The 6,011-nt window shown below is 58.5% G+C and carries 4 protein-coding genes and 1 pseudogene; 3 read left to right on the top strand and 2 right to left on the bottom strand.

What is annotated here, in order from left to right; genetic code table 11:
- Together NW863_RS12030 and NW863_RS12025 are read right to left on the bottom strand one after the other, a co-directional pair.
- Positions 1 to 362 (bottom strand): annotated as a pseudogene (locus tag NW863_RS12030) (hypothetical protein); the annotation flags it as partial.
- Positions 363 to 674: 312 nt separating this feature from the next.
- Positions 675 to 2,588 (bottom strand): ABC1 kinase family protein, encoded by a 1,914-nt coding sequence (locus NW863_RS12025; RefSeq protein ID WP_414366619.1) that lies wholly within the window; start codon positions 2,586 to 2,588, stop codon positions 675 to 677.
- A 312-nt stretch (positions 2,589 to 2,900) separates the two neighbouring features.
- Here NW863_RS12025 and NW863_RS12020 point away from each other — a divergent pair, with 312 nt between their 5' ends.
- The 3 genes from NW863_RS12020 (at position 2,901) to NW863_RS12010 (ending at position 5,917) form a co-directional block, all read left to right on the top strand.
- The gene (locus tag NW863_RS12020) at positions 2,901 to 3,443 is read left to right on the top strand and encodes an NYN domain-containing protein (RefSeq protein WP_414366617.1); all 543 of its coding nucleotides are present in this window, start codon (positions 2,901 to 2,903) and stop codon (positions 3,441 to 3,443) included.
- A gap of 201 nt (positions 3,444 to 3,644) precedes the next feature.
- Entirely contained in the window at positions 3,645 to 4,781 is a 1,137-nt protein-coding gene (locus NW863_RS12015) for a citrate synthase (RefSeq protein ID WP_414366615.1), read from the top strand.
- Between the two features lie 80 nt (positions 4,782 to 4,861).
- Positions 4,862 to 5,917, top strand: coding sequence for a permease (locus NW863_RS12010; protein WP_414366614.1), 1,056 nt, complete (start codon positions 4,862 to 4,864; stop codon positions 5,915 to 5,917).
- Positions 5,918 to 6,011: the final 94 nt, after the last annotated feature.

Below are 6,011 nucleotides of genomic sequence, written 5' to 3'. Positions count from 1 at the left end.
GAAAAGGTGCGAGCGTCAAAGGACTCCGTCCCGCTAGCGCGAAAGGTCACAAAACCCCCCTTGAACGCTTTGACCGGGCGGTTCTTTTGGCGGGCAACCTTGCGCGAGCCTGCAACCCGCCTGCACACCTGTTGTGCCAGGTTGCTGGATAGTCCAAAGCGGGTACGAATTTCGCGGTAGCAAAGAGATTGGAGCTTAACGGCGTTGACTATCTTCTCCGGTGTGTTCTCGTTCACCCAGTAAGGCCTCCGGCCCGCTGGCGCGAGCAAGGCTCGCGCAAAAGCGTCTGGCGTCGCCTCCAGCTTGGCGGCTTGCGACGCAGACACCTTGAGCTTGCAGGAGATAGTCAGGACTTGGGGCATGCCCCTATCTTTTTTTTTATTGTTGTCCGGCTTCTCGCATTCCTCCCGACACAAGGACTCCGTCCCGCTTCACGACTGGCTACGCCAGAGCGCGGGCCTCCTGCGGTTTCTAGCTGAAGAGACTGCACAATTGGGTTCAGCCGGGGAAGTTCCTTCTGCCTGCTTCTCTCACCAAAGGATGCTGCTGGGATTTTCCCGGCTTGCTCTTCTTAGTAGCCGACACTCACGAGGAAACCCAAGGCTTTTGCCCGGAGGCTGGTCTTGTTGCCCTGTGGAGCAGAAAGTTTTGGTCTGTTCAGCGCAAGGGGAAGGTCAGGCGGCAGCGGGTTTTGAAGCTGTCATCAGCTTAGGGCTCCCGTTGTGCCCGTTCAGGGCAGCGGGTGAGCCGGGCTTTTTCTCATCCTCCGACAACAATAGGTCGCGGATAAGCCGAGCTGCCGAGCGTTGCAACCAGCGGGAGGCCAATTGCCGGCCCAGTTGCTGGGCCTCCGGCTTGGTAGCTATCTTGGCAACAATGGGCAAAAGCTGTAGTGGCTGAAAGGCGGGGTTGCTGCTGAGGATTTCCCACAGGCGTTGCAAATGAGCCAGGCCGTCTGCGGTTCCGTTCCCCGAGCTGGAGAAAAGCACATCCACCAGCCGCTCCCGCAAGAAGGCCCCCCGTTCGGAAAAGATAAAATCGATGGCCTTTTCCAGGGATCCCTGCAGGTCGAAGTCTTCGCTGTTGGCGGCGTTGCGCAGCAGGTTCTCCAGGCGGTTCCAGCGAAATTGCCCTTGGTTAAACAGCAGCTCCCGCAGCGAGGTGCGCAGCTCTGGGGCCGGGTCGGTGAGCAGGCGCTGGGCCACATAGGGATAGGCTACGCTCAACACCTTGAAATTGGGATCCAAACCAATGGCGATCCCCTCCAGAGTGAGCAAAGAGCGGATGATCAGGGCGTAGTAGGCGGGCACACGGAAGGGAAAATCGTACATCACTCCCGAGAGCCTATCCGTGATGCTTTTAAAATTCAGCTCGGCCACGGAGCTGCCCAGGGCCTCGGCAAAGACAGCTTCCAAAGCAGGGATGATGGGGGTGAGATCGGTATTGGGATCCAGGAACTCCAGATCCACGTAGTCCTGTGCCAAGGCAACAAAATCCCGGTTCACCAAGTGGACGATGGCCTTGATCAGGCCGTAGCGCTGGTGGGGCTGGATGGTGCTCATCATCCCAAAGTCGATGTAGGCCAGCCGCCCGTCGTACATGGCCAAGAGGTTGCCCGGATGGGGGTCGGCGTGGAAAAAGCCATGCTCCAAAAGCTGCTTAAGGGAGCAGTTAACCCCAATCTCGATCAGGTGCCGCCCGTCCAAACCTGCCGCAGTGATCTTGTCAAGCTGGGTTAGCTTGATGCCGTCAATCCACTCCATCGTCAGCACCTTGGTGCGGGTGTACTGCCAATAGATTTTCGGGGCGTAGATGGAGGGGTGGCGGTACAGCTCCAGGAAGCGCTCGGCATTGCGGCCCTCTTGGGTGTAGTCCATCTCCTCGTAAAGCCGCCCAGCGAACTCATCCACAATGCCCACCAAGTCGCTGCGGATGCGGCGGAAGGTGCGCTTGGCCCAGGCGGCCAGACTGCGGATGATGTACATGTCCAGGGAAATGCGCCCGATCAAATCGGGCCGCTGCACCTTGACGGCGACTTTCTCCCCTGTGTGCAGATAGGCCTGGTAAACCTGCCCCAGGCTGGCAGCGGCAACCGGCTCCGGGCCAATCTCGCGAAAGATCTGCTCTACCGGTTGGCCAATTTGCGACTCAATGAGGGCAAAGGCGGTGGCATTGTCGAAGGGGGGCAGCTCATCCTGAAGCTTGGCCAGTTCTTCCAAAAAAAGAGGCGAGACCAGATCGGGACGGGTGGAGAGGGCCTGGCCGATTTTGATAGCTGTCGGCCCCAATTGCGTGAGGATCTCCCGCAGCCGTGCCGCGTGCTTAGGCCGATTTTTCAGCTCCACCCCTCGCCAGCGATCCCAAAACACCCAGGCCAACAGGCCCAAAAAGGGGGTGATCAACTGGAATAGACGCCCCAGCACCAGATCCCAGCGTCCCCGGTATTGCTCAGCCACTTGCTCCGGGTTGTAACGCAGGGCTGGCTGCGACGGAGGGAAAACAGCCTCAGGCCCCGCCGCTGCCGAACTCAGGCGATGCTGTGTTGCCACGGGTTTGGTTACTGCTGGTGTTGACGGTGTTGCGCCCATAGAAGCCCCAACGGATCTCGTAACACATCTTAACTTGCTGGCTCGGGTGCGGTGAAAATGGTCTTCTCGCCAAACCTGCGGCCGAACTCAGGCGAAAAGTAACACCCAACCGCTCGAGGGAAGCCTCATAGACGAAAGCTTTGTGTCTGAGGCGGATCCCTTACGGTTGCTTTCCGTGAGGACTTGCAAGCCCAAGACTGTGAGCGGGACAGCCTCAAGAGGGGCTTTACGGCGCTCTTTGATAGGGATTAAGATACGGCTGCAAACCGATACCAATTGGTGCGATCCTAGGCAAGGGATCTGCCACTATGCATGCAAGCTTCCTTCCCCACCGTTTTATGGGTTGATGGCTACAACATTATCGGAGCTTGGCCCAACCTAAAGAAGTTGGCACGTTGCTCCCTGATGGACTTGGCGCGTCTGCGCCTGGTGGAGTCTTTGGCCAGCTACGTGGCTTTCCGCGGCTACCGGGCAACTGTGGTGTACGACGCCTATACCCAGTTCACTCCCGCCCGACAGGAGCGCTCTCCCTCCGGCATCGAGATTCTCTATACCGCTTATGGGGAAACTGCCGACGCTTGCATCGAGCGGCTCTGCGCTCAGTTGCAAGCAGATACCTATCGGGTACGGGTAGCCACCTCAGATCGTGTCCAGCAGTGGGTGATCGGCGGCTACAACGCAGAATGGATCTCGGCAGAACAACTGTGGGCGGAAGTGCAGGAGGCCCAAGAGCAGATCCGGTGCATCAAGCCCAAGCGCCTACCGAGCAGGCGGGGTATTGATTCCTACTTGGACGCAGAGACCCTCTCTCGCCTAAACCGCTGGCGACTCTCCGGTCGGGATCCCATACATTAACTGGCGAGGTGCTCTGAGGCAAACCTGATACCGGAGCAGGGTCTCTCCCACACTGGTTGATATGGGTTGCCTAGGTCGCCAAAGCCCTTCTCAGGGTAGGCAAAAGCGGGATTTGGCTTCAGAGATCCAGATCTGCTTTAATGTAGCGAATGTAGTGAAGCCCTGTTCTCTCCTTTGGGAGCTCATTCTAGGAACCCGACTATGGCAGATGGCGAATACAAGCCTGGGCTAGAAGGCGTTCCAGCCACGCGTTCTAACATTAGTTTTGTCGATGGCCAGGCAGGGATCCTGGAGTATCGGGGCATCCCCATTGAGGAACTGACAGCCCACAGCACCTTTTTGGAGACGGCCTATCTGCTGATCTTCGGCAAGCTGCCGACGCAATCCGAGCTGGACAACTTTGATCAGGCCGTCCGCAGCCATCGGCGGGTCAAATACCGCATCCGCGACATGATCAAGTCGTTTCCTGAGTCGGGCCACCCGATGGATGCCCTGCAAACCTGCGTGGCAGGCTTGGGGATGTTCTATCCAGTGCGGGAGGCGGATCCCGACTATGTGTTTGGCACGGTTACCCGTCTGCTCGCCAAGCTGCCGACCATGGTGGCCATGTTTCACCAGATGCGCCAGGGTAACGATCCCATCCCCCCCGACGACAGCCTGGATCATGCCGCCAATTTTCTCTACATGCTCTCCGGCAAGAAGCCGGATCCCTGGCTGGCCCGCATCTTCGATACCTGTCTGATCTTGCACGCCGAACACACGGTCAACGCCTCTACCTTTGCCCTGCTGGTAAGCGCCTCTACCCTGGCCAGCCCCTACAGCAGCCTGGCCACGGCGGTGGGCACCCTTTCGGGGCTGTTGCATGGGGGAGCCAACCAACAGGTGATGAGGCTGTTGCGGCAAATCGGCTCGGTGGAAAATGTGCGCTCGTTTATCGAAGAGAAGCTGGCCAAAAAAGAGCGCATCATGGGCATGGGCCATCGCGTTTACAAGGTGAAGGATCCGCGCGCCACCATTCTGCAGCGGCTGGCCGAGGAGCTGTTCGAGCGCTACGGCCACGACAAGTACTACGACATCGCCCTGGAAGTGGAGCGGGTGTGTGCGGAGCTGCTGGGGCCCAAAGGAATTTACCCCAACGTGGACTTCTACTCGGGGTTGGTCTACGCCAAGCTAGGGATCCCGGAAGATTTGTTTACGCCGGTATTTGCCATTGCCCGGGTGGCGGGTTGGCTGGCCCATTGGCGGGAGCAGTTGTCGGATAATCGGCTCTTCCGACCCACCCAGGTGTACACAGGTGAACGCCAGCAACGCTACATCCCCATCGAGGAGCGGGGTTGAGAGCGGTTTGACAGAGCACTGGGCCGGGATCCAAACTCAATAGAGCCCAAATGCGTGGGTGAGGTGGTGCGTTGAGCCCTTTGGATTCTCCCCTTTGGCGAGACGGGTTCACCCTCTTCTTGAGCATTGTGGTGCAGGCCATGCCGTTTTTGCTCTTGGGGGTGTTCCTCTCCGGGCTGATGGCCGTGTTCGTAGAGGGATCCCAGTTGGCCCGTTTCCTACCCAAAGGCAAAATCGGCAGCGCGGTGGCCGGCGGTGCTCTGGGGTTCTTCTTCCCGGTGTGCGAATGCGGCAATCTGCCCGTGGCCCGGCAACTGGTGATCAAAGGGATCCCACCCTATGTGGCGGTGGCTTTTTTGTTGGCAGCGCCGGTGTTTAACCCGGTCGTGATCTTCTCCACGTGGATTGCCTTTCGCAGCATGCCGGAGCTGGTGGTCTACCGGGTTCTTTTTTCTTTTGGCATTGCCGTGGCCATCGGCTTGCTCTTCAGCGTGCAAAAAGATCTGGAGCCTTTGTTGCAACCGGCGGTCTGGCGAGAGCTGCAGCGCAACCCCTGCCAAGAGGCAGCTCTGAAAAGCACCTCCTGCTCGCCGTTGTTGCAGGGGGGCACCTTTTGGATTGGATCCCAGGGCCATGCTCAAGGGGCTGCTGGCGGATCCCTGGCCACTCTGCAGACTGCCGAAGAGGTGTATCGGGCAGCGCTGGCCGCTGCCCCTGCTCTCTCTTGGCGGCAAAAGGGATTGTTGCTGCTGCAAACCTGGGCTAGAGAGATTCGCGAGCTGGGATCCGTGCTCATCCTGGGCTCGGCAATAGCGGCCTTTGTGCAGACGGTGATCCCGCGTTCGTTTGTTCTAAATTATGGCCAAGATGAACTGGTCTCGATCCTGATCATGATGGCCCTGGCCGGGATCATTTCTATCTGCTCGACGGTGGATGCCTTTTTTGCCCTCTCCTTTGCCGCCACCTTCACGCCGGGATCCCTGTTGGCCTTTATGGTGTTTGGGCCGATGGTGGACTTGAAGGCTATTGGCTTGATGCTGACTTTGTTCAGGCCCCGCGCCATTTTCTACTTGGTGCTCCTGACTTTTCAGTTCACTTTAGTAGGGGCTTTGGCCATCAATTACTGCGCCAGTTAACTCGCCTGCTCCTGCATTTGCTCAACGTAAGGCGCGGGATTCCCCACCCGGGTGGGGAGGGATAGCGCCTCCTGACTGATTCTGGATATATCGC

It is taken from the genome of Synechococcus sp. B60.1 (assembly GCF_047462555.1).
In the GTDB taxonomy this organism is placed as follows: Bacteria; Cyanobacteriota; Cyanobacteriia; order Thermostichales; family Thermostichaceae; genus Thermostichus.
Note: the sequence above shows the minus strand (reverse complement) of the source record. Positions and strands in the feature narration are given on the sequence as shown.

Coding starts and splice junctions, on each gene's coding strand:
- NW863_RS12025 (WP_414366619.1), bottom strand. CDS start 2,588: ATGGGCGCAACACCGTCAACACCAGCAGTAACCAAACCCGTGGCAACA.
- NW863_RS12020 (WP_414366617.1), top strand. CDS start 2,901: ATGCAAGCTTCCTTCCCCACCGTTTTATGGGTTGATGGCTACAACATT.
- NW863_RS12015 (WP_414366615.1), top strand. CDS start 3,645: ATGGCAGATGGCGAATACAAGCCTGGGCTAGAAGGCGTTCCAGCCACG.